At 38.2% G+C, this 21,891-nt stretch carries 20 protein-coding genes and 1 other annotated feature; of the genes, 4 read left to right on the top strand and 16 right to left on the bottom strand.

Going from position 1 to position 21,891, the window contains the following annotated elements; all coding sequences use genetic code 11:
• Positions 1-247: 247 nt before the first annotated feature.
• Positions 248-643, bottom strand: a binding site (T-box leader).
• A gap of 326 nt (positions 644-969) precedes the next feature.
• Positions 970-2,658, top strand: a complete 1,689-nt coding sequence (locus ACVYAD_RS06905) for a methyl-accepting chemotaxis protein (protein WP_476425416.1) — start codon at positions 970-972, stop codon at positions 2,656-2,658.
• Between the two features lie 212 nt (positions 2,659-2,870).
• On the opposite strand, the gene secDF is transcribed toward ACVYAD_RS06905, so the two are convergent.
• Entirely contained in the window at positions 2,871-5,138 is a 2,268-nt protein-coding gene (secDF, locus tag ACVYAD_RS06900) for a protein translocase subunit SecDF (protein WP_476425414.1), read from the bottom strand.
• Between the two features lie 351 nt (positions 5,139-5,489).
• Positions 5,490-5,798: a post-transcriptional regulator gene (locus tag ACVYAD_RS06895; RefSeq protein WP_349660007.1), complete on the bottom strand. Its 309-nt coding sequence runs from the start codon at positions 5,796-5,798 to the stop codon at positions 5,490-5,492.
• Positions 5,799-5,891: 93 nt separating this feature from the next.
• Between ACVYAD_RS06895 and ACVYAD_RS06890 the strand changes: the two genes are divergently transcribed.
• The gene (locus tag ACVYAD_RS06890) at positions 5,892-7,409 is read left to right on the top strand and encodes a putative polysaccharide biosynthesis protein (protein ID WP_349660006.1); all 1,518 of its coding nucleotides are present in this window, start codon (positions 5,892-5,894) and stop codon (positions 7,407-7,409) included.
• Here the strand turns inward: ACVYAD_RS06890 and ACVYAD_RS06885 are convergent.
• Complete coding sequence (locus ACVYAD_RS06885) at positions 7,406-8,041, bottom strand: DUF421 domain-containing protein (protein WP_349660005.1); 636 nt, start codon at positions 8,039-8,041, stop codon at positions 7,406-7,408. The genes ACVYAD_RS06890 and ACVYAD_RS06885 overlap by 4 nt on opposite strands.
• 450 nt (positions 8,042-8,491) lie before the next feature.
• Here ACVYAD_RS06885 and ACVYAD_RS06880 point away from each other — a divergent pair, with 450 nt between their 5' ends.
• Positions 8,492-9,337: a polysaccharide deacetylase family protein gene (locus ACVYAD_RS06880; RefSeq protein ID WP_476425411.1), complete on the top strand. Its 846-nt coding sequence runs from the start codon at positions 8,492-8,494 to the stop codon at positions 9,335-9,337.
• A gap of 198 nt (positions 9,338-9,535) precedes the next feature.
• Here ACVYAD_RS06880 and yajC read toward each other — a convergent pair whose 3' ends face one another.
• The 7 genes from yajC to ACVYAD_RS06845 all read right to left on the bottom strand — a co-directional run bounded on the left by yajC (position 9,536) and on the right by ACVYAD_RS06845 (position 16,019).
• On the bottom strand, positions 9,536-9,808 hold the full coding sequence (gene yajC, locus ACVYAD_RS06875; RefSeq protein ID WP_349660148.1) for a preprotein translocase subunit YajC: 273 nt from the start codon (positions 9,806-9,808) through the stop codon (positions 9,536-9,538).
• Between the two features lie 169 nt (positions 9,809-9,977).
• Positions 9,978-11,123, bottom strand: a complete 1,146-nt coding sequence (gene tgt / locus ACVYAD_RS06870) for a tRNA guanosine(34) transglycosylase Tgt (protein ID WP_079563586.1) — start codon at positions 11,121-11,123, stop codon at positions 9,978-9,980.
• A gap of 53 nt (positions 11,124-11,176) precedes the next feature.
• The gene (queA, locus tag ACVYAD_RS06865) at positions 11,177-12,220 is read right to left on the bottom strand and encodes a tRNA preQ1(34) S-adenosylmethionine ribosyltransferase-isomerase QueA (protein WP_349660003.1); all 1,044 of its coding nucleotides are present in this window, start codon (positions 12,218-12,220) and stop codon (positions 11,177-11,179) included.
• Positions 12,221-12,237: 17 nt separating this feature from the next.
• Positions 12,238-13,242, bottom strand: a complete 1,005-nt coding sequence (gene ruvB / locus ACVYAD_RS06860) for a Holliday junction branch migration DNA helicase RuvB (protein ID WP_197144844.1) — start codon at positions 13,240-13,242, stop codon at positions 12,238-12,240.
• 18 nt (positions 13,243-13,260) lie between these two features.
• Positions 13,261-13,881, bottom strand: coding sequence for a Holliday junction branch migration protein RuvA (ruvA, locus tag ACVYAD_RS06855; protein WP_476425408.1), 621 nt, complete (start codon positions 13,879-13,881; stop codon positions 13,261-13,263).
• Positions 13,882-14,155: 274 nt separating this feature from the next.
• A complete protein-coding gene (locus ACVYAD_RS06850) occupies positions 14,156-14,953 on the bottom strand; it encodes a phosphotransferase (protein WP_349660002.1) in 798 nt (265 codons plus the stop codon).
• A gap of 70 nt (positions 14,954-15,023) precedes the next feature.
• Positions 15,024-16,019 carry a LysM peptidoglycan-binding domain-containing protein gene (locus ACVYAD_RS06845; RefSeq protein WP_476425405.1) on the bottom strand — a complete coding sequence of 332 codons (996 nt, stop codon included), beginning with the start codon at positions 16,017-16,019 and terminating at the stop codon, positions 15,024-15,026.
• Between the two features lie 142 nt (positions 16,020-16,161).
• Between ACVYAD_RS06845 and ACVYAD_RS06840 the strand changes: the two genes are divergently transcribed.
• Positions 16,162-16,695, top strand: coding sequence for a 3H domain-containing protein (locus tag ACVYAD_RS06840; RefSeq protein WP_476425403.1), 534 nt, complete (start codon positions 16,162-16,164; stop codon positions 16,693-16,695).
• Between the two features lie 933 nt (positions 16,696-17,628).
• Here ACVYAD_RS06840 and ACVYAD_RS06835 read toward each other — a convergent pair.
• From ACVYAD_RS06835 to ACVYAD_RS06810, 6 genes are all read right to left on the bottom strand, one after another.
• Entirely contained in the window at positions 17,629-18,018 is a 390-nt protein-coding gene (locus ACVYAD_RS06835; protein ID WP_349659999.1) for a thiol-disulfide oxidoreductase DCC family protein, read from the bottom strand.
• A 30-nt stretch (positions 18,019-18,048) separates the two neighbouring features.
• Positions 18,049-18,924: a prephenate dehydratase gene (pheA, locus tag ACVYAD_RS06830; protein WP_476425400.1), complete on the bottom strand. Its 876-nt coding sequence runs from the start codon at positions 18,922-18,924 to the stop codon at positions 18,049-18,051.
• Between the two features lie 36 nt (positions 18,925-18,960).
• The gene (locus tag ACVYAD_RS06825; RefSeq protein ID WP_476425399.1) at positions 18,961-19,155 is read right to left on the bottom strand and encodes a hypothetical protein; all 195 of its coding nucleotides are present in this window, start codon (positions 19,153-19,155) and stop codon (positions 18,961-18,963) included.
• Between the two features lie 361 nt (positions 19,156-19,516).
• Positions 19,517-19,972 (bottom strand): ACT domain-containing protein, encoded by a 456-nt coding sequence (locus tag ACVYAD_RS06820; RefSeq protein ID WP_079563577.1) that lies wholly within the window; start codon positions 19,970-19,972, stop codon positions 19,517-19,519.
• Positions 19,973-19,995: 23 nt separating this feature from the next.
• On the bottom strand, positions 19,996-21,285 hold the full coding sequence (gene obgE / locus ACVYAD_RS06815; RefSeq protein WP_349659997.1) for a GTPase ObgE: 1,290 nt from the start codon (positions 21,283-21,285) through the stop codon (positions 19,996-19,998).
• 5 nt (positions 21,286-21,290) lie between these two features.
• Positions 21,291-21,818, bottom strand: coding sequence for a Spo0B domain-containing protein (locus tag ACVYAD_RS06810; RefSeq protein WP_349659996.1), 528 nt, complete (start codon positions 21,816-21,818; stop codon positions 21,291-21,293).
• Positions 21,819-21,891 lie beyond the last annotated feature (73 nt).

The following is a 21,891-nucleotide window of genomic DNA, read 5'->3' as shown; positions in this document are numbered from 1 at the left end:
TCCATTCCAATCAACTTATATGCAGGGCAGATGGTTTAACAAAATTTCACCCTTAAATTCTGATGATTTAAAAAAAATCACTAGAAATCATTTTGTATGGCAATTTACCAATGTCTGGTATTGATTTCCGTTCCGACAAGATGCTTATCGGAGCCACAGATGTTTTTGGCATGAAAGCGAAGCATTCATCCACCTGCAAATTAAAAACAACAAAAAAAGTCCTCTGCAAAAAGGATTTTTCCTAATTGCAGAGGACGATCATGACCGCGTTGCCACCTCATATTAGAGCATATTTGCTCTCCCTTAAATGCTCAGCTTAGTTCGCCAGATCAATTATGCCTCGGCATAATTGTGTCCGGAATCGGCTTTGTGTTTGCACAAAGAACTCCCTCCAGATTCCGTGACCCTTCAGCGGATGATTGGACATCTGCTGAAAGAAGTTAAATTGACAAATCTTTTGAATTTATGTCAAAAAGATTTGTCTTATCTAAGTCAAAGCGCCCCCTTTAACGTGGGGAATCCGTTCGCTATTATAATTAGCGACTCTCATAAGTCCATTCACATAAGCTGCAAATCAGTTCACACCATCCACTGACTCTCTAAATTGCACACTTATGCTACTACTCTTATTCAACAATTTCTCAGCTATTCTCATCTAAACTAAACTCAGCTCATCTGTTCTAAGGCTGGCCTCGCTCCCGAGACCAACTACCTTGTACCGAACAAAAAAGTTAGCCTTATTCTATGCTAAACTACGATAATTGTCAATCAATTCAGAGAAAAAGGAAAATGTTGAAAGGAGTTTTGAAATTATATAAAAGGGAAAATCGCCTCATAATATACCAATAAAAGGGGATTAAATCACTCGTTTTTATGTATTTATAATGTATTGACCTTGTAAAAATAACAAGTTATAGTAATTCCAGAACATTCATTCTCAAATACATAAAAAAGAAGGTAGGAACGAATATGTCCGTTCGAAAAAAACTAAATATTGGTTTTATTTCTCTCACTTGTATGCTCTTAATATCAAGTATTATTGCATTTTTTCAGTTTAAGTCAGTTGAAGGAGATATAGTTGAGGTACTTGATCATAGAATCGTACAAATTCAATTAACAGAGGAAATACAACAAGAGCTTGCCTCACAAGGGCTATTTTTACGCTCATACGTTCTAAATAGTAAGGATGAGACTACAAAAACAAACTTAGAGCGTTATGAAAAACTATTACCAGAGACGATTCAAGAGCTTTCAGGCATTGTTCGTTCCGATTACACAAAAAATATTGTGAAGCAAGTAAGCGAATTACAACAAGATTTACTAACAAGTTCTAATCAAGCAGTGCAAGCATTAAATAGTGGCAAAACAGATTTAGCTTTATCATACATAAATGGAGAAGTTACTAAAAACAATAATGAAATATATACACTGACAAATGATTTATTAAAATATCATGATGAACAGCTGGAAAAGGTTAAAAGTAATGTTGTCCAAACAGTTGCCAGAGCTATTATAATATCCATTGCCTTACTTGTTTTAAGTGCAATTATTGGTTTCTATTTTATGTATTTTGTAAAACGCTATATCACTCAACCGCTTCGTAAAGTGATTGATGCAGCAGATACATTAGCACATGGTGACTTAACGATTGCTCAGCTTGAACACAACTCAAAAGATGAGATTGGTACGCTTGCCACAGCAGTGAATGCGTTAAAAGAGAACTTATCTGTACTACTTAAAAATGTTCAGGAAAACGCTACACATTTAACTGCTGCTTCTGAAGAGCTTTCCGCAAGCACTGTAGAAGTGACAACTACTTCAAGCGACATTTCCCAGCGAGTACAAGACACGTCAAATCATTTGGCTTCATCAGCTAGTGCCTCTCAGCAAAGCGCTCTAGCAATGGACGAAACAGCTGCTGGTGTACAACGAATTGCTGAAGCTACTCAAAATTTGCATCACAATGCAATAAATATGACACAGCTTTCCAATACGGGCGGGAAAACTATTACTACTGCCAAAGAGCAGATGGATACAATTTCTGAGGCAACTACACGTATTGCTGATTTAACGCAAAAACTAAGTAAGCAATCTGAGGAAATCGGGCAAATTACAAAAGTAATTACTGCTATTACGGAACAAACAAATTTACTGGCACTCAATGCTGCTATCGAAGCGGCACGAGCCGGTGAGCACGGTAAAGGCTTCGCAGTTGTAGCAGATGAAGTACGAAAACTTGCTGAAGAATCCAATCAATCTGCTAGCCAAATTATCGCCCTCACAAAAGAAGTTCAAACGGATACAAGTAATGTAGAAGCTGCCGTATATGAAGGTTTAGCATCTGTCCAGGATGGTGTAACAAAAATACATGAGGCCGGTGATGCATTTGAATCCATTACTGAGTCTGTGCAAGCATTTACTGACCAAATTGAAGATATATCGGCCACTTCTGAACAAATTTCAGCAAGTGCGGAAGAAGTCGCTGCCTCTGTAACTGAAATTGCAAATGGTGCGAGTATTTCAGCGAACAACTCACAAATCATTGCTGAAGCAGTAGAAGAGCAAGCTGCAACCATGCAACAGGTGAATGAGGTAGCAGAGGAATTAAACAATAACGCTCAGCAACTGCAGTCATTACTACTGCAATTTAAACTTTAATGAACGAAAAAAAGAATCTATTTGCTTTCCAAAGAAAGCAAATAGATTCTTTTTTTTAAACAGGGAAAGAAATATTTCCTTCCCTGCTTCATTTTATTGCTTATGATTAATTATGCCTCGGCATAATTGCGTCCGGAATCGGCTTTGTGCTGCACAAAGCACTCCTTTCCGATTCCGTGACATCCGCCGGAGGCTTTAACTTCTGAAAGAAGTTAAACAGTAGGTTCGTCAGTACCCCATTGTTTTTTCTCTTTTTTGTGTATTTGACCATCTGATTTTTTCATTTCACGAACTTTAAGTGAATACCAGATTTGTGCAGCTATACAAATTGAAGAATACATTCCTGTGATTAAACCAACTAATAACGCGATTGAGAAGTTTTGAATCGATGGTGCACCTAAAATAAGAAGTGCCACTGTCACGATAATAACCGTTAACACTGTGTTAACAGATCGACCCATCGTTTGACGTAGTGATTTGTTAACGATATTCGCTAATACTTCACGGTCTTTAATCGTATCATATCGATCTAAGTTTTCACGCATACGGTCAAATGTAACGATCGTATCATTAATAGAATAACCGACAATTGTCAGTACAGCCGCAATAAACGTAATATCAACTTCTAAGCGCATAAAACTAAATACGGCAACAATTAAGAATACGTCATGTAGTAACGAAACAATTGCCCCAATACCCATGCGCCACTCAAAACGAACCGCTACATAGATAATGATACCGATAGCTGCAAGAGATAATGCTTTAATCGCATTTTTCACAAGCTCTTTACCAACGGTCGGAGACACTGTACTTACACCAGGTTCATGACCATATTTTTCGCCTGCTTCTTTTTTGAATTTTATAATTTCTGCTTGCGTTAGGTCATGTTTATAACGGATAACCGCTCCGTTACTCTTTTCACCTGTCAAAACGATATCTTCAGATGAGAAGCCAATACTATCTAGATATTTGGATACTTCTTCTTTATTCAACGTTTGCTCTGATTCAATTTGCACACGTGTACCACTAGAGAAATCAATACCAAGGTTTAAGCGGAAAATACCAAGAACCACTAAACCGGCCACTAAAATAGCTAATGAGAATGTATAAAATTTCTTACGGTTGTGTACAAAGTCAAAACGATCAAATTTCGTTGATAAATCTAATGTTCCGATATTTTCATCCAGGCTATGCTGTTTAGATTTTGGAATACCAAACCATGCTGGATTGTTGAAGTAGCCACTATTTACAAGTATTCCTTGTAATACACGAGACCCCCAAACAGCTGTTAGGAAGCTTAGTAAAATACTAATAATTAATGTTGTTGCAAACCCTTTAACAGAGCTTGTACCCCATTGGAATAATACAGCAGCTGCTAATAATGTAGTTAGCTGTGCATCGACAATGGCTGATAAAGACTCCTTCGAGCCGATTTGGAATGCTTGTTTAACCGAATAACCGACACGTAATTCCTCACGAATACGTTCTGCGGCAAGAATATTTGCATCTACCGCCATCCCTATACCAAGCACGATAGCTGCGATACCTGGAAGCGTTAACACTGCATTAATCCAACTGAATACAACGAGTACTAGGAAAGTGAAAATAGCAAGTGTAATGATGGAAATAAAGCCAGGTAAACGATAGTAGAATAGCATAAATAAGAAAATTATTACTACGCCCACAATACCGGCTAAAATTGTACTTTTCAGTGCTTGGTCACCAAATTGTGCACCAACTGAAGTAGAATAAATTTCATTAAGCTTAACAGGAAGTGCCCCAGCATCTAAAATACCCGCTAGATTTTTCGTTTCTTCAACTGTGAAGTTCCCGCTAATCATAACATCTGTTGTATCTAATCTTTGGCTAACTGTTGCAGCAGATGCATAGCGAGGCTTCGCTTTTTGTGATTCAGTTTTATATGAATCAACACCTTCTTCAAAGTCTAACCATACAACTAGTAAATTTTGGCCTGCTGGTTTAGCAGCAATTTTACTTGTGATATCAGCAAATTTTTCCGCATCCTTTAACGTTAGCGAAACTATAGGTCGATTTTGCTGGTCAAATGACCCTTTAGCGCCACCTGGCTTTAAGTCATTACCATCCAGCAATAAATTGTCATCGACATCACGGAATGTTAAATTTGCAGAAGTAGACAATAATTCACGTGCTGATTCTTGGTCTTCGACACCCGCTAATTGCACACGAATGCGGTTTTTGTCTTCAACCTGAATGCTCGGCTCACTTACCCCGATAGCATTTACACGCTCACCAAGAGCTGTCGCTGTTGCCGATACAACTTCTGGTGTAATTTTTTGTCCCTCTTTTAATTCTTTAACCTCATAAAGAACCTCAAACCCGCCTTGTAAGTCAAGACCTAGCTTAATGTCCTTTAAGACGCCGCCTACAGTCGTACCGATGGTTGCTACAAAAATAACCATTAGTAGTACGAATGCAACTATACGACTTTTAAGTTTCATTTTATAAATCCTCCTCGAATTGGTGTAAGGCAATTCCTTACACTACAAACAAGTATAATAGCAAGTCCTTTTGAAGCGTTTATTCCTCCTTTTCCTATAGAATAATGTTGCCTGTGCTTCAAAAAAGATTGCTCTACTTATTTCGATCGTTCATAACGCGCAAATTTATCCCTGTATTTGAATAGGTGTTTTGCCTCCAAATTTGGAAAAGAACTATTGGGAGGGTTTTGTTAAAAATACTTATACAAATAAAAAAAAGCGCAACACACTCATTATGAAACACGTTGCGCTTGGTGTCAATTCAACACTTTTAGTATTCTATTATTATTTGACAAATTTCACACATTCTTCTTAAGTTTTAACCGGGCCAAGCAGCATTTTTAACTCTTCCGTATTCAATTCTGTAAACCAATCATTACTTTGTAAGAATTCTACTTGATTAAAAGATACGATATCGGACGGTGATACTGCAAAAATAGTGGCGATAACTTCATGTATGCGTAATTGTTCAATATTTTTTCTGCGCCATTTTTTCTCTACACAATAGCGCCATAGTTCTTCTGCTGTAATCGCATTGTATTGATAATATTTAAACTCTTCCATCTTACTATCAATTGCAGGACGGATTTTTTCAAATAGTTGCTCATGCTGCATACTCATTTTGAATCATCTCCAATCAAAGTCGTATCGTAAGACAAGTTTGCATACAAATAGTGTAAATGAATTTTTGTGGCTTGAGAAGGGACGGATGGCATGAGTTCTTTTGTACGTGGAACACTATTTTTAATGTTCGTGATTTTTTTATCGAAACTCTTTGGCTTCTTTTATAGAATGCAATTTATGCGGATCGCTGGTGAAGAGGCAGTCGGCATTTATATGACCGTCTATCCGGCGTTCATTTTCTTCATCTCACTCATTCAACTTGGACTACCTATTGCTGTGGCAAAAATTGTAGCAGAGTTATTAGCAAAAAACAAACGCGAAAGCATCTATGGTGTTATGCGTACGGCTATTTTTTGGTCATTTATTGGAATGATCGTCTTTATGCCAATCGTTGCACTAACTATACCTTATATATCGACTACACTTTTACATAATGAACATACAACATTTACTCTTTGGATTGCACTCTTTGCTGTACCAGTGTCAGTTGGCTCAGGATTATTACGCGCTTATTTACAAGGTATTGCGAAAATCACACCAACAGCTTGGGCTCAAATGATTGAACAAATTATCCGTATTAGCTTTATCACTTTGACGCTGCCTTATGTAGCTGCCTATAATAATGCTGCCGCTACTGCTGCCGCTGCTATGGGTATTACGCTACTAGCAGAAGTCGTTGCTTTCTTGTATTTGTGGATGCATTATATAGTCTCAAAGAAAAAATTATTGACACGAAAAAACAAAATCGAGGGTTATCCTGCCTCCCCAATGTTACGAATTGCCCTTCCTTCTGCAGGAAGCAAGCTATTCGGATCTTTTACTTGGTTTTTAGAGCCTATCATTTTTTTAAAAGCGTTAACTATGGCTGGTTTAACAGCCTCCGCTGCAACAATTTTATATGGGGTTATTTCGGGTGTACTAGTCCCCCTATTATTATTCCCTGCTTTTGTGTCTGCAGCACTTTCAATTGTTCTTATACCAGCTGTTAGTGACGCGGTTGCACGTCAGCATATACCGCTCCTACAGGAACGTATCTCTGTTTCATTGCGACTGTCTTCCTTAGTGGGCTGTGTTGCCGCTACGTACTTTTTCGTTCATGGAGACGAATTAGCTGTGAAGCTCTTTCACTTACAGGAAAATCGTGGTTATGTGAAAATATTAGCTCCTATTTTTTATTTTTATTATATACAAAGTCCATTGCACTCTATATTACAAGCAATTGGTGAAGCACGAGCAGCAATGATGAACTCCATTTATGGTGGTCTTGGTAAGCTCTTTGTCATGTTCGTACTTGCTTCTCAACCGGGTATACAAGAAAAAGGTGCAGTTGTGGCGATCGGCTTTGGCGTTTTACTAACTTCGTTTTTGCATATTGCAACAGTAAGGCAACGTAAAAATTTACGTGCTGGTTTTAGAATGTTTGTTGTTCCTTATGGCTGTTTTATTGCTGTTTGTGTTACCCAGTATTTTCTGATGCAAATAATGCCGCTACCATTTATTTTAAGTAGCTGTGTAACTTTGTTTTTACTATTTACATTCTTACTAGTTTCCAATCAATTACGTATAACTGATTTGCGCTACATTCGTAAATTGGCCAAGAAAGTTTAAGATTCTTTCAGTTGAATATGCAGCCGATCTTCCTCCCAAACACAAAAAAATACAGTATTACTATCCGTAATATTATTTTTAGCAAGCTCTGCCATTAACCAATCAGCATCTTTATGCAATACTTTTAAATGCCTCTCCTGAATATCACCATCAATAATCAATGGGTAAACAAATGCCTTTTCATCTTTTTGGTAGACGGACAAATTGCCAGATGGCTCTAAATAAGCATATGCAATATCTGTCACGGAAGCATTTCCATTTTCGCGTAATTGTTGACACAAATCATCTAGGTTATAGCGTTGCTTGCGCATTTCACTTTCTAAAATGACACCGTCTTTTATAAGTAATACTGGATCACCATCAACTAGATCACGGAATTTTTTATTTTTGAGTGACAAATATGCAGTTGTTATTTGAATTAAAAACAACACGATGATTGGTAAAATCACATTAAATAAAGGACTTTCGAAATCATCAAGTGCAAACGCAGCCACCTCAGCCATTAAAATGGATACAACTAAATCGATTACAGATAATTCGCCAACCTCACGTTTACCCATTAAACGAAAAATTATTAGGATAAACACATATAAAAAGCAGGTTCTTAAAACAATCGCTAAATATTCTTCCATATTGTCACCCCCATACTATTCAAGGTGACCTTACTTATCTTTTTTTATACAGGATGATGTTATATCTTAGCTTTGATTTTTTAACACTTATCGTCTCCTAAAATTTTTCTTTTTTTCGCATGCTAACCTATAAGAAAATCGTGTTTTCAATTAAGACAAAACCTAAAAAACGCACGATTAACATTACAAAACAACAACTCTTAAATTAGGAAATGACACCGTGTAACTTTCGTAAATCAAAAGAATAAACCTTAGTTGTTTGTGTACAATAAAAGAAGCTATAATTCCTGCTTTTGAAGTGGAAAAAACTAAATTTTCTCGGACAGTTAACAGGACGTTTCACAGCTCTCCCAATAATGTAGGTATTGTTTATAAGGTCCTTCTTTTACTTTCGAATTTAGTAAATGATCCACCATTATCCTTTTTAACAAATGAAAACAAGGTGAGAAAATGAAAAGGTTAATAATTTTTCTAGTTATTGTTGCTTATAGTATATTGCTCATTAAACCTTTCCCTATTTATGGATATGAAAATAAGAAGATTCCTGTTCTAATGTACCACCATTTAGATAAACACATAAATAATAATACAATCATTTCCCCAGAGAATTTTGAAAAACAAATTAAAACGCTTAAAGAAAATGGGTACAACTCGATTACAGCCCAAGAATTATATGATTACTTGTACGGTAAAACAGAATTACCTAAAAATCCTGTGTTAATAACTTTTGACGATGGTTATTTAAGTAACTATGAAAAAGCTTATCCAATTTTGAAAAAATACAAAATGCATGCAGAAATTTTTGTAATCACCAGTCACATTCTAGAAAAAAGCGGAAAGAATGTGGATCCAAACGAAATTTCCAAAATGAATTGGGATCAATTAAAAGAAATGAAGGATTATATAACCATCCAAAGCCACACTTGGAATTCACATAATAAATTACAGTCATTCAGCGGCGGAATGAAAGGTGCCATATATGGTCGTAGTTACATTAATGGAAAACTAGAAAAACAAGAAGACTACGAAAAACGGGTTAAAAAAGATTTTATTCATTCTAGGAAAATTATTAAAGAAAAGTTAGGATATGAACCAATTGCCCTTAGCTATCCCTACGGAACTAATTCTGAAGATGCAATGAAATTGGCGAAAGATGCTGGATTTAAAATGGCTTTTGTTATTAAAAATAAAGGTGTCACTATTGGCGATAATGTATTTGCTTTAAGCAGAATAACGGTAAATGGCAATGACACTGGAGCAAAATTAATTAAGAAATTAAAAAATGGTGGCACTTAGCAAAAAGAACATCATGATTATGTCCCGACGTTATTACGTCCTGAATCGGCTTTGCACTTAGGTCTGGATGAGGGTTGATTCAATGACGGATATTCCGGGTGATGCCATAAGGCTTGGAGAAGACTTATCTATTCTTCGCCATCGCTACAAAAACGCAAAAAAAAAGACTTACAACTAATGTAAGTCTTTTTCTCATTATTATTTTAATTGGTCGCCATTTACAACTCGTCCAATTGCTTGACGGTCAAATTTAACGCGCACATTGTCTGCAATTTTTAATGTCACAGCTGTGTCCTCAATTGAGTCAATCTCGCCATGTAAGCCACCGATTGTAATAACTTTATCTCCACGTTGCAAACCACTCTGCATACTTTGTGTTTCCTGCTGTCTCTTTTTAGCAGGGCGGATTAAAATAAACCACATTGCAACGAACATGATTAAAATCATGATTAAGCCAGAATATTGTTCCATCATTCTTGCCCCCTTTCCAATTCTACTTTAGTATAGACTATTCCACCATAAAAAAGCGATGGTCAAGCCCAATTTTTTTCTATATTACTAATATTTTTTCTACGATAGACATTTTTTTGCTAAAAACATTCTTAATTCACACAAATTCGCATGCCCTTTTTACTAAATATTAGAAGTTCTTTGCGTTTGGCCCATTAAAGCCGTATTTCTCGAAAAATTCTTCTCGGAAATCACCAAGACGGTCTTCTCGGATTGCCTCACGTACTTGTTCCATTAGTTTCAATAGGAAGTGTAAGTTATGGTAAGTTGTTAAACGAATACCAAACGTTTCTTCCGTACGAATTAGATGACGAATATAAGCGCGTGAATAGTTTTTACATGTATAGCAATCGCAGTTTGGATCAATTGGTCCGAAGTCACGTGCATATTTTGCATTTTTAACAACTAAACGGCCTTCAGATGTCATTAATGTGCCATTACGGGCAATACGTGTTGGTAATACGCAGTCAAACATATCAATACCTCGAATAGCACCATCAATTAATGAGTCAGGTGAACCTACACCCATTAAATAACGTGGTTTATTTGCTGGCATTAATGGTGTTGTAAACTCCAATACTCGGTTCATAATGTCCTTAGGTTCACCAACAGATAAGCCTCCAATTGCATAACCAGGGAAATCAAGCTCTACCAATGCTTCTGCAGAACGACGACGTAAATCCTCGAATTCTCCCCCTTGAATAATACCGAATAGACCTTGGTCTTCTGGACGTTTATGTGCCTCTTTACAACGTTTAGCCCAACGTGTAGTACGGTCTACTGATTGCAGCATATAGTCATACGTCGCAGGGAAAGGTGGACATTCATCAAAAGCCATCATAATATCCGAACCTAAATCATTTTGAATTTCCATCGCCTTTTCTGGACTTAAAAACAATTTGTCCCCATTTAAATGATTACGGAAATGAACCCCTTCTTCTTCGATTTTACGGAATTGACTTAGTGAGAACACTTGGAAACCACCTGAATCTGTTAAAATCGGGCGATCCCAGTTCATAAATTTATGCAAGCCCCCTGCTTCCTTAACAATATCATTACCAGGTCGTAGCCATAAATGATACGTATTTGACAGAATAATGCCTGCATTCATTTCCTTTAATTCCTCAGGTGACATTGTTTTAACAGTTGCTTGTGTCCCAACAGGCATAAATGCTGGCGTTTCGAAAGAGCCATGCGGTGTATGCACGATACCAAGGCGTGCTCCAGTTTGTTTACAAGTATGAAGTAGCTCATAACGAATTGCTGGTTGTGTCATATTATAAAAATTCCTCTCTTATCTAAAGTAAAAACAGTACTCCGATTTTTTCTTTATTCGCCTTTTGGACGAATAAACATAGCATCTCCAAAGCTAAAGAAACGATATTTTTCTTCTACAGCTTGTTGATATGCACTTAAAATTGTTTCTTTTGTTGCAAGCGTACTAACAAGCATAACAAGGGTAGACTTTGGTAAATGGAAGTTTGTAATTAAACCATCCACAACAGTAAATTCATATCCCGGATAAATGAAAATAGACGTCCAACCTTGTTCTGCCCGTACTTCGCCTCCATATTTAGAGCCGATCGTTTCTAAAGTACGTGTAGAGGTTGTACCAACTGCAATCACTTTACCACCATTACTCTTAACTCGGTTAATGATAGATGCGGTTTCTTCCGTTACACTATAAAATTCAGAATGCATTTCGTGATTTTCAATTGACTCTACACTTACAGGACGGAAAGTTCCAAGTCCCACATGTAAAGTGATAAAAACAACTTCGACCCCTTTTGCTTTCACCTGCTCTAGTAATTCTTCTGTAAAATGCAGGCCTGCTGTTGGTGCTGCTGCTGAACCTCGCTCTTTTGCATAAACAGTTTGGTAGCGATCCTTGTCCTCTAACTTTTCGCGAATATATGGAGGTAGTGGCATCTCACCAAGTTGCTCTAAAATTTCATAAAAAATGCCGTTATATTTAAACTCAAATGTACGTCCACCATGATCAAGCTCTCCTGTACAAGTAGCTGTCAGTAAGCCATCTCCAAATGTTACAACTGTGCCAACTTTTACACGCTTAGCTGGTTTAACAAGTGTTTCCCATTCATCCGTACCCGCCATTTGCTTTAACAGCAGTACCTCTATATGAGCACCTGTTTCCTCTTTTACACCCATTAAACGTGCTGGTAAGACTCTTGTATCATTTAACACAAGACAGTCTCCAGTTTGTAGCTCATCTAAAATATGAGCAAAATGGTGGTGCTCTACATTTGTTGAGCCTGGCGTCACTACCATTAATCGACTAGCTGTACGGTCCAAAAGTGGGGTTTGTGCAATAAGCTCTTCTGGCAATTCAAAATCAAAATCTTCTACACGCATGAAAATACTTCCTTCTTCTAGGTTTGTTGGGGATATTCATATCCAAAATGTTCGTAGGCTAAATGTGTTGCCACACGTCCACGCGGCGTCCGTTGTATAAAGCCGATTTGCATCAAATATGGCTCGTACACATCCTCAATCGTAACGCGTTCTTCACCAATAGATGCTGCCAACGTATCCAAGCCTACTGGGCCACCTCGGAAGCGCTCAATCATATTGGTCACAAGTTTATGGTCAATATGGTCAAGCCCTCTAGGATCAACTTGTAATAGCTCAAGCGCTTGCTTAGCAAGTCCCTCCGTTATCATACCATCTCCAAGCACCTGTGCATAATCTCGTACTCGTTTTAGCAGACGGTTAGCAATACGAGGTGTACCACGTGAGCGCGTTGCCATTTCAAGTGCTGCTATTTGTTCAATATCAACATCAAATAAATGCGCACTACGTACAACAATTTCTGCAAGTGAAGTATTATCATAATACTCCAATCTTAATAATACGCCAAAGCGATCCCTTAAAGGTGCTGATAGTGCACCTGCTCTTGTTGTTGCACCCACAAGTGTAAATGGCGGTAAATCAAGTCGTACAGAGCGCGCTTCAGGGCCTTTACCAACGACAATATCTAAACAAAAATCCTCCATGGCAGGATAAAGCACCTCTTCAATTGCACGAGGCAGGCGATGTATTTCATCAATAAATAGCACATCCCCTGGCTCCAGTGAGCTTAAAATAGCTGCTAAATCGCCAGGACGTTCGATTGCAGGGCCGCTAGTCATGCGCACATTGACATTCATTTCATTAGCAATGACAGCAGCTAATGTAGTTTTCCCAAGTCCGGGTGGTCCATATAACAGCACATGATCTAAACTTTCCTGACGAAGCTTTGCCGCTTCAATGAAAATTTGTAAATTCTCCTTTACCTTATGTTGACCAATATATTGTGCTAATCTTTGTGGGCGTAAAGATAATTCAAAATGTTCATCATAGCTACCTGCCTCACTAGCCATCATACGTTCAGACATGTACTTTCCCCCCTTTCACTATTTTAACTTTAATAGCAATTGTAAAGCTTGTTTCATAAATGCATCTGTTGTTTCAAGCTTGTCGTTATCTTCGAGCTGTGGACGTATTTTTTCTAGTTCTTTTTCAGAATAACCTAGTGCCATTAAGGCAAGAATAGCTTCTTCAAGCTCATGTTTATATGGATTCACACCAAATAATGGTAGCTCATCTTCTGTACTTGGTAGTTCAATAGTATCTAACAATCCGCCAAGTTTACCTTTTAAATCTAGAATCATTTGACGTGCCGTCTTCTTACCCACACCAGGAAACTTTACTAAAAACGATTCATCCTCTCGTTCAATGGCACTGATAACCTGTTGTGGATTCCCAGTAGCTAAAATAGCAAGCGCACCCTTTGGTCCAATCCCTGACACTAAAATAAGTTTACGAAACAACTCTCGTTGGTCTAAATTCGGAAAGCCATATAACACTTGTGCGTCCTCGCGTACATGTAAATGTACATATATTTGTTGTTCGAGTGCTGATGTCCTGAACGCAAATGGATTAGGTGTATTCAACTGCCAGCCTATCCCTTGTTGTTCAAGGACGATATACTCAGGAGTTATACGCTTTATTTGTCCTTTTAAATAATCATACATTCTATAATCCCTCACAATCATCGTCTTCGATTATAGCATATTGCGAACGAATGCTCGACTATAACAAATGCGCTAAAGCGCTGGAGAGCTCGAAGCAAAAGTAAACGATCCACCACTTTTGCCCGAGGAATCGAAGCGACCTCGAGGATGTAGCGCTTTATCCTAGACGAAAACTATGCTCTTGGTTATACACAGTTAAAAATCTATAATTTCCTTATCATTAAGAAATAGTACAAGTAGTCGTTCACAGACAAAAATGACCGCCGAAAGACGGTCATTTCTTTATCATTTTATCAATATCGTACCACAGTTTTGGCCAATATGTGAGAGCTCGTTTTGTAAATGGCACTAAATAATCTAAAAATACCAGCTGCTGATCTAATGGTAAATCTACTGCAAAAAGCCATTCACGTAATAGCTCATTTGGATATTTTAAACGATGAAGCTTTTTTTTATCTAATCGTTTCATCTCTGGTAGCTCTGCAAATATTTTACCAAGGTCATAATTTACAGCTGGCAGTACACGATGCAACCATAAAATATATTCATCATCCGCTTCTCCAAGGTGTGCCAGATCAAAATCGATTAAACGTAATTCGCCATCTGAGCACCATAAAAAATTATGATGTACGACATCTCCATGTAAAAGCGTTATTTCTTTTTCAGGTACATCTTCCTGCGCGATTAACTGTAATGATTTCTCACTATAATGTAAAATTTGATCGATTTCTTCTTTTGTTAAAAATGGCCGAAACTCTTTCCGTCTGCTTTTAAAACGCATAAAACGCATTTGCCATTTTAAAAGCTGTGAATAGGTGTGCAAGCCTGGCACACGTTGCCAAGCAATTTTTTTATGTGTATCATGTAACATATTTAATAACTTCAGTGATTCTTTCCGATCTGTTTTACGAGCAAAATTAGCACCATGACTTCCCTCTTGCCAATCTTGCACGATTAAATACTCGTCATCACTTTTCATTAAAGGCAAAATCAACGAGGGTTCTAGATATCCAAGCTGTCGATGAATAGCCCTTACCTTTTCTGCTATTTCTATCTGCTTTGCCCGTTTCACAAAATAATTATTGGATTGATATTTATACTTCCAAATATTCGGCTTTACTTCTTCAATGATATACGCTTTTTTACCATCGATAAGGCGTCATCCCGCCTGGGAAAAAGTGCGGTGACATCCACGGTCCTACTGACGAATATGGCATTGGGCAATGTGATGGACATGGCGGTGGGCATAGTGGCGGACATGGTGGTTGACAGAAACATGGGTCCATGTGCCAATTTGGCATCATGGCTGGCTGAGCATGACAACCACAAGGCTGTTCCATTTCCGGCATAGCTTCAAATTCTGGTTTCATAGGGAAGAATGGAGATGTACTAGATTCTAAGAAATCCCCTACCCCAGCAACTTTTTCGCATCCCATTCCACATGATGGTTGCTCTGGCATTGTATACGGCTCCATTGGCATTGGCATCTGCATCGGCATTGGCCAATACATATGATGATGCACTGGCTGATGACAGCTTGCACAATGTGGTACTGCTGGCATTTGTGGCATGATAAAAATCGGTTGCGGCATTGGCATTGGTGCTGGCGTCGGTTGGGCTACTGGTTGTGGTGGTGGTTGAATTTGAATTGGTGATACAGTCTGCTCTACACTTGGCATGACAACTTGTTGATTCCAGCTAAGCTCAACTGGCACTTGAGGCATCGGCATCGGCATCGGATAAGGAATTGGAATCATCTGTGGTTCAGGCATTGGTGGTGGTGGTGCAATAATTGGTGGTGGCATTGGTCGTTGTACTTCTTTTTCTTTAAAATGCTTTGTAGGTGACTCCTTATGCATATGTTCTTTGTGCATATGTTCCTTATGCCCCTCTTTATGTGATTCCCTATGCCCCCCCTCTCTATGTCCATCTCTATGCATTCCACGATCTGTTTCTCGATGATGTTCTCTATGTGGTTCTTTGTTTATTTTTTCAGGTAGGATAATTTCCATGCCCGGTACAATATAGTCTGGGTTAGCGAGATGGGCATTAAGCCGCTTCAAATCTTCAAATGAAACTCCGTACTCTTTAGCAATCTTCCACAACGTGTCTCCCTTTTGGACAATATGAATACGCAATTTTTTCCTCCCTTCCTCTCTTCGTATCATATGTTCAATGTTCCATTTGGATACAAAAAATTCACCCATGTTAGAAAGGCTTCATGGTACACTAGTTTTTAAGGAAAACTGCTTCCTTTATTACAAGCAGAGGTGATCTCTTATGAAAAAAATGTTAGGCGAAGAACGCCGACTGCAACTTCTAGCACAACTAAAAAACAGCACAGCACCTATCACAGGGACGGACCTAGCTAAATTCGCTAATGTTTCTAGACAAGTCATTGTCAATGATATGACATTATTAAAAGCTAGGAATGAGCCTATTATTGCTACTAGTCAAGGATATCTTTATATGCATCAGGAACAAATACAGCAGACCGTCGAACGGACAATTCCTTGCTTCCATACAGCAGAGAATGCAGAAGATGAACTAATAACAATAGTTGATTGCGGTGGTACAGTAAAAAATGTTATTGTTGAACATCCTATTTATGGAGAAATTACTGCATCCATTATGGTCTCTAACCGTCATGAGGTAAAAAAATTTATTCAACGTGTCAACGAAACACAAGCAAGTTATTTATCCGAACTAACAGATGGTACGCACCTTCATGTTATTTCCGCACCTTCTGTTGAAATTTTAGATTTAATTGAGCGTACTTTACAAAAAAAAGGCTATTTAGTTGTCGATCAATAAGTCAACAATTTTCCCTTCCATAATGTATAAAATCAAATAATCGATTCAAAGCTGCTAGCCTTCACAGAGACTAGCAGCTTTCTATTTAAATGAATTTATATGATTTACTACAGGTTTATTAATTAACCATTTTTATACATTCTAATTAATTCGAAAGGCTGATTTCCGCTACGGGCTACTCGCTTTGTTGCTGAAGTTCTACTTTCCCACAGATAAAACATTTGTCGCTGACGCTTCGCTTTCCCGCGGGAGTCGAGTAGCCCTACGCTACAATCAGTTAAAATGGGGATATATTAGCAAAATAGCAACAAAAAAAATCCTTATATATCGCTCAAATATAATCCTATTTTTTCTCTATCGACAACCTGATAATATTATTACTTATTTTTTTGAAGCTTATTTCATTAGTTACATAATCATATGGAAAATACTATTGCAATTTCAAAAAAAGAGCTATCCACATTAATTGGATAGCACATGTTGTTGAAAACTATATGTCAATGCATTTCAAAAATGAATGCTATAGTACTTAATCAAACGGAATAAACGTATAACAGTGACACGACTGTAAGACTGCTGTTACTGTATTCTCGACTACGCTTTCGCACAATAAACTTTGCAGAAGTTTGTTGTATGTTTTAAGTGACATGCTAGAATATACATGCTTATGAAATGGTTGATTGGAGTGGAGACTGAGCGACTCCTTGGGGATTAGCGTCACAGATGAGACCCTGCAGCGAGCCTTGCGAGTGAAGCGGGTAGAGGAACGAAGGCTAAAAGCTTCACGTCCTGTGATAACGCCTTCGTGACCAACATCCTGTTGCCCCGACGCCCCCAGGAAAGCGCTCAGTCGGAACGGAAATCAACCCCTCGTTTTGCAGAAGAGCCATACTTTATCTAGCTTTCATCCACATAAATTGGATAGCTTCATAGTTAAAGAAATCTTTTTCGTTGTGAAGGTGTTGGCAATAAACAACTTTCTTTTCGTCCAAAAAGACGATATCTATTTTTAGCAAATAGTCGGTACATTATATTTCGTATAAATGGTGGAATAAGAATGAAAACATAGCAAACAGGCCAAAAACTATTTAATCTCCTACAAATTTTAAGTGCTGCAGTAGATTCAAAATAGACCTTCCCATGCTCAATTAATATGACACTATCTATATTTTCTGGTATTTCGTATTGAGCACGTAACGCCTGCCCTGCATCACTCTGGATGGATGCAAATTGAAAATATGCTGCATGATCATATTTGATAATAAATTGCACACTGCTATCACAAAAATTGCATACTCCGTCAAATAAAATAATGCCGCCCATACAATTTCCTCCTAGCGAAGACAACATTGATTACTCGTCTGATGTTCGATAAGTAAAGTATGTACCAAGTGACTTCACTTTGCAACCAAGTGCAGCTAGTTCTTCCATAGCCCCACGCATCATAGGCTCCTTTTCATCTGCTAAAACATCAATCATAAAGAAATAATCGCCTAAGCCCGTTTTTAATGGGCGTGATTCGATTTTACTTAAATTTAGTTGTCGCCATGCGAAAACTGATAATACTTGATGTAACGCCCCTGAACGATCTATTGGTAATGTAATCATGAAAGTTGTCTTTGCCTGTCCATCTGATAATTCTTGGGGTAATCGTTTATTTTGCTTAGATAATACGAAGAAGCGTGTATGGTTAAAATGGAAATCATGAATATTAGATTGAACGATTTCTAAGCCATATTTTTCTGCTGCCGCTGCATTTCCTACTGCGGCAATGCACTCTTTAGGATTTTCGGATACAAATATTGCCGCTGCTGCCGTTGATGTCGTTTGATGTAACGGAGCATGGCTGAAACGATAAAATAAATATTTATGACATTGGGCTAGAGCATGTGGATGTGAATAAACTCCTATGATTGATTCCCAGTTGTCCTTCTGCGCTTTATTGACCATTAAATGCTGCTGTATTTTTAACTGAAGCTCACCTGTAACATATAAGGTCGCCTCATGAAATAAATAATCAAGCGTTAACGATACCGATCCTTCTAAAGCATTTTCCAGTGGTACAACTGCTAAATCTACCTTTCCCTTTGCTACCGCCTCAATACATTCTGGAATTGTAGAACAAGGGACAAGCCACTCATTCGGAAAAGTTGCCTTTGTTGCTAAGTATGTAAATGATGCCTCAGGTCCTAAATATCCTATTCGTTTTTCCCATTGTTGCTCTGTCATTACATTTCCTCCTGTTCATGGTTTTATTTAATTGGCTCACCACCAAAACGTATGGTTGATTTCCGTTCCGACTGGGCGCTTTGTTGTTGTTGCTGCTGTCGCTTCACTTTCGCACAGATAAAACATTTGCTGCTGTCGCTTCGCTTTCGCGCAGTTAAAACATTTGTTGTTGCTGTCGCTTCGCTTTCGCACAGATAAAACATTTGTTGCTGTCGCTTCGCTTTCGCACAAAGCAGAGCTTCCTGGGGGCGTCCTGCCTTAACGAAGATCAACTTATATAAATGACATACGTTTTAACAAATGTCATCCCTAACTTTTAGCGACAAGCCTCTTTAATTTCACTAATGTAAAAATTCGGAATTTTTAATTCCTGAAAAACTCCTTTTATTCTACATCAAATATTAGGTAAGGCATAATATGAAGCTTCCCAAACGCTCCGGAGCCTCTATGGTCTATCCATTACTCTTCCTATGAATTTTCTCTATCGATATAGAATAAGGAGCTGTCCCATGACGTGATCATTACATCACATGGGACTGCTCCTTTTGAGCTTATTTACATTTTGTCAAAAATTCAAACATGCTGTCAGTCATTACAATGCACCCGAACTAATTACTTCCGCTGACTCTACAAAATCTAACCGTTTAAGTTGCTGTATTAAATCATCAAGTTCACATGTCATACTAGTGACATCTAGCGACAACGTAACATTAGCACGTCCTTGAATCGGTATCGTTTGATGGATAGTCAGCACATTGCAATGCGTAATTGTCACTGTTTCTAAAAGCTTTGCAAGTGTTCCTTTGCGGTCCTGAAGCTGTACAAAGACTGTTAAAATGCGTTCCTGCACAATTGAGTGAAAAGGAAATACAGCATCACGATATTTGTAAAACGCACTACGCGATAAATCCACCTGCTTTACCGCATCCCAAATGGAAGTTACCGTACCACTTGAAAGTAAGTGTTTCGCCTCCAAAGTTTTTTGCATAGCATCCGTTAAAACATCTTCACGAACTAAATAATATCGCTGATTCGCAACATTCTTCATACGCTTCCCCCTAAAACCTATTCTTAGTCGACAAATTCAAATTCGAATTCCAATAAGCGTACAATATCTCCATTTTGAGCACCACGTTCACGTAATGCTTCATCGACGCCCATACCACGTAATTGACGTGCAAAACGACGTACACCGTCCTCGCGGCTGAAGTCTGTCATTTTGAAGATACGCTCAATCGCATATCCACCAAGAATGAATGTACCATCAGGATCACGAGAGATTTCGATTGAATCTGCTTCAGATTGGTGTTTGTAAAGTACCGTTGCATCTGATTCTTCATCTAGATCGTCGAATAATGGGAATTCAGGAGTCACTTCCAGTAAGTCGGCAATTTCAAATAATACCGGCTTTAAACCTTGGCGAGAAACCGCTGATACTGGGAAGATTTTCGCATCTTCGCCCACTTTTTCACGGAAAATTTCTAAGTTTTCCTCTGCATCTGGCATGTCCATTTTATTTGCCACAATAATTTGTGGACGTTCTGTTAAACGAAGATTATATTGTTTTAGCTCATCATTGATTGTTAAGTAATCTTCATAAGGATCGCGCCCTTCCATACCCGACATATCAATTACATGTACGATAACACGTGTACGTTCAATATGACGGAGGAATTGGTGACCTAGACCAACACCTTCGTGCGCACCTTCGATTAAACCTGGTAAATCGGCCATTGCAAAGCTACGATGATCATCCGTTTCAACCATTCCTAAGTTCGGTACGATTGTAGTGAAATGATAAGCACCTATTTTTGGCTTTGCCGCAGAAACAACAGATAATAATGTTGATTTACCTACACTTGGGAAGCCAACTAATCCTACATCTGCTAGTACTTTCAACTCTAATATAACATTTAATTCTTGTCCTGGCTCACCTTTTTCTGAAAGTTCTGGAGCAGGATTGGCTGGTGTTGCAAAGCGGGAATTCCCGCGGCCACCGCGACCAGCTTTTGCGATAATCGCTTGTTGACCATGCTCGACTAGATCCGCAATAACAACGCCTGTTTCTTCGTTCATTACAACTGTGCCCGGTGGTACTTTAACGATTAAATCATCTGCACGTCTACCATGCATCCCTTTACTCATACCATGTTCACCACGGTCAGCCTTGAAGTGGCGTTTGTAGCGGAAATCCATTAACGTTCGCAGACCTTCTTCAACTTGAAAGACAACATTCCCACCGTGACCACCATCGCCACCAGCTGGACCACCATTCGGTACAAATTTTTCACGACGGAAGGCTACCATTCCATCCCCACCGTCGCCACCTTTTACATAAATCTTGACGTGATCGACAAACATTTAATTCACTCCCTGCTTGCACTCAATACATATATCCAAGACGTATTTGTCTCTTCCACTGTTTGAATGTCTAATTGTTTCAAACCTTTTTCGGTGAATGCATCAGCACTCCATAGCCCATTTAACGTGAATGTCACGGCAAATGTATGATCGTCAACACGTACATCGAGCACTAAGCTCTGCTCTGTAAATGGATCTAATGTATCATAAACATGCATAACTGTTTTGTTTAAGTAATCTACAACTTCCGAATCAATAGTATTTGTGACAGGCTTTTTTATATCATTGCTTAGCTTCATTGGTAATGAAGGGTAGCGCCAGCCTGCTGTTTGCAGCCATTCTATTGTTTGGGGTAATTGTAGACGATTAAGGATAGAAAATACTTGTAATTGCTCTGAATACTCTTTAATAAGTTTTTTTGATTCATCAATTCTACCTAAATCTAGATTCATGCGAATAAGCTGAAGCTGATTCACATAATCATGATTTGCAAAACGTATTACTTCACTAATGGTTAGTGATTGATTGTTCATCCCATTCACTCCAATAAAGTTATCCTTACTAGTATAACAAGTTTTGCTGTATTTTTCCCTTAAATCTTCATTG

The sequence above is a fragment of the Lysinibacillus sp. G1-3 genome, assembly GCF_056322905.1.
This window is presented reverse-complemented; position numbering and strand designations above follow the sequence as displayed.